The sequence below is a fragment of the Azohydromonas aeria genome (genome assembly GCF_009760915.1).
In the GTDB taxonomy this organism is placed as follows: Bacteria; Pseudomonadota; Gammaproteobacteria; order Burkholderiales; family Burkholderiaceae_C; genus Azohydromonas; species Azohydromonas aeria.
Genome location: NZ_VIDQ01000189.1, coordinates 1 through 1717, shown reverse-complemented (window position 1 = coordinate 1717; position 1717 = coordinate 1). Strand labels below are relative to the sequence as shown.

2 protein-coding genes are annotated in these 1717 nt (G+C 71.5%); both read right to left on the bottom strand.

All coding sequences use genetic code 11. The features are described 5' to 3' along the window. Positions 1-881: M20/M25/M40 family metallo-hydrolase (locus FJ694_RS36405; RefSeq protein WP_157272385.1), on the bottom strand; the 881-nt coding region annotated here is incomplete at its 3' end. A 20-nt stretch (positions 882-901) separates the two neighbouring features. Further along, positions 902-1717 (bottom strand): hydantoinase/carbamoylase family amidase (locus FJ694_RS36400; protein WP_157272384.1); only part of this gene is annotated, 816 nt, incomplete at its 5' end.

Genomic DNA, 1717 nt, shown 5'->3' with positions numbered 1-1717 from the left:
CGGATGTCGGCCTCCACCGCCACCGGGTCCTCCTCGGGGATCATGCGCCGATCCAGCTTGAGCACCACCTTGCCCGGCACCACGTTGGTGTTGGTGCCGCCCTCGATGCGCCCGACGTTGAGGTACGGGTGGCTGATGCCCGGCACCTGCGAGCGCACCTGCTTGTACAGCGCGTTCTGCGCGTACAGCGCGTTGAGGATCGCCACCGCGCCCTGCAGCGCGTCCACGCCGGTGTCGGGGATGGCCGCGTGCGCCATCTTGCCGAGCACCGTCACTTCCATCTGCAGGCAGCCGTTGTGCGCCGTCACGACCTGGTAGCTGAAGCCCGCGGCCAGCGCCAAGTCGGGCTTCGTGAGTCCCTTCTTCAGCAGCCAGCCCGGGCCCAGCTCGCCGCCGAACTCCTCGTCGTAGGTGAAGTGCAGCTCGACGCCGCCCTTGAGCGGCGCGCCCAGCGCCTCGAGCGCGCGCACGGCAAAGGTGAAGGTGGCGAAGTCGCTCTTGCTCACCGCCGCAGCGCGCCCGAACAGCTTGCCGCCTTCGATCTCGCCGCCGTAGGGATCGTGGCTCCAGCCTTCGCCCGGGGGCACCACGTCGCCGTGGGCATTGAGCGCGACGGTGCGCCCGCCCTCGGCGTAGCGGCGGCGCACGATCAGGTTGGTGATGCTCTCCAGGCCGCCGGCCCGGACTTCCTCGGCCGGCACGGCGTGCCGCTCGGCCTCGAAGCCGAAGCCGGCGAGCAACTCGGCCGTGCGCTCGGCATGCGGGGCGTTGTTGCCCGGGGGCGTGTCGGTGGGCACGCGCACGAGCTGCTGCAGGAAGGCGACTTCCTCGTCGAAGTGGGCGTCGATCCAGGCGTCGAGCCGGGTGTAGGGGGTGGTCATGGTCGTTGTCCGGGGAGTGTTCAAGCCAGCTGCGCCAGCAGGTTCTGGAACGCCTGCACGCACAGATCGGCGTCGTCGTTGGTGATGGTTTCCAGCGGGTTGTGGCTGATGCCGGCATTGCCGCCGCGCAGGAACAGCATGGCCTGCGGCATGGCCTCGTGCAGCTTCATCGCGTCGTGGCCCGCGCCGCTGGGCATGCGGTGCACGGGCAGGCCCAGCGCTTCCACCGCGCGCTCCCAGCGCTGCTGCCAGGCCGCATCGCTCGGCGCGGCCGCGGCGCGCATGCTCTCTTCCAGCGTGAAGGCGACGCCGCGGCGCTCGCAGATCGCCTGCAGCTCGGCCCGCACGTCCGCGAGGCAGGCGTCGCGCACGGCGTTGGTCGTGGCGCGGATGTCCAGGCTGAAGCGGCAGCGCCCGGGCACGACGTTCACGGAGCCGTTGGGCACGTCGAGCATGCCCACCGTGCCGACCAGGTCCGGCACCTGCGCGGCGCGCCGCTCCAGGTAGAGCACCAGCTCGGCGACGGCCGCCGCGGCGTCGCGGCGCTGGCCCATCGGCGTGGTGCCGGCGTGGCTGGCCTGGCCGGTGACTTCGCCCATCAGGCGCACGCTGCCGTTGATGGAGGTGACCACGCCCAGCGGCAGGTTCAGCGCGTCGAGCACCGGGCCCTGCTCGATGTGGACCTCGACGAAGCCGAGATACCGCGCGGGATCGCGCTTCAGTGCGGGGATGTCCTCGATGCGCAGCCCCGCGTCCTGCATGGCCTGGCGCAGCGAGACGCCCTGTGCATCGACCTGGTCGAGCCACGCCATGTCGAACTGCCCGATGAGCGCCCC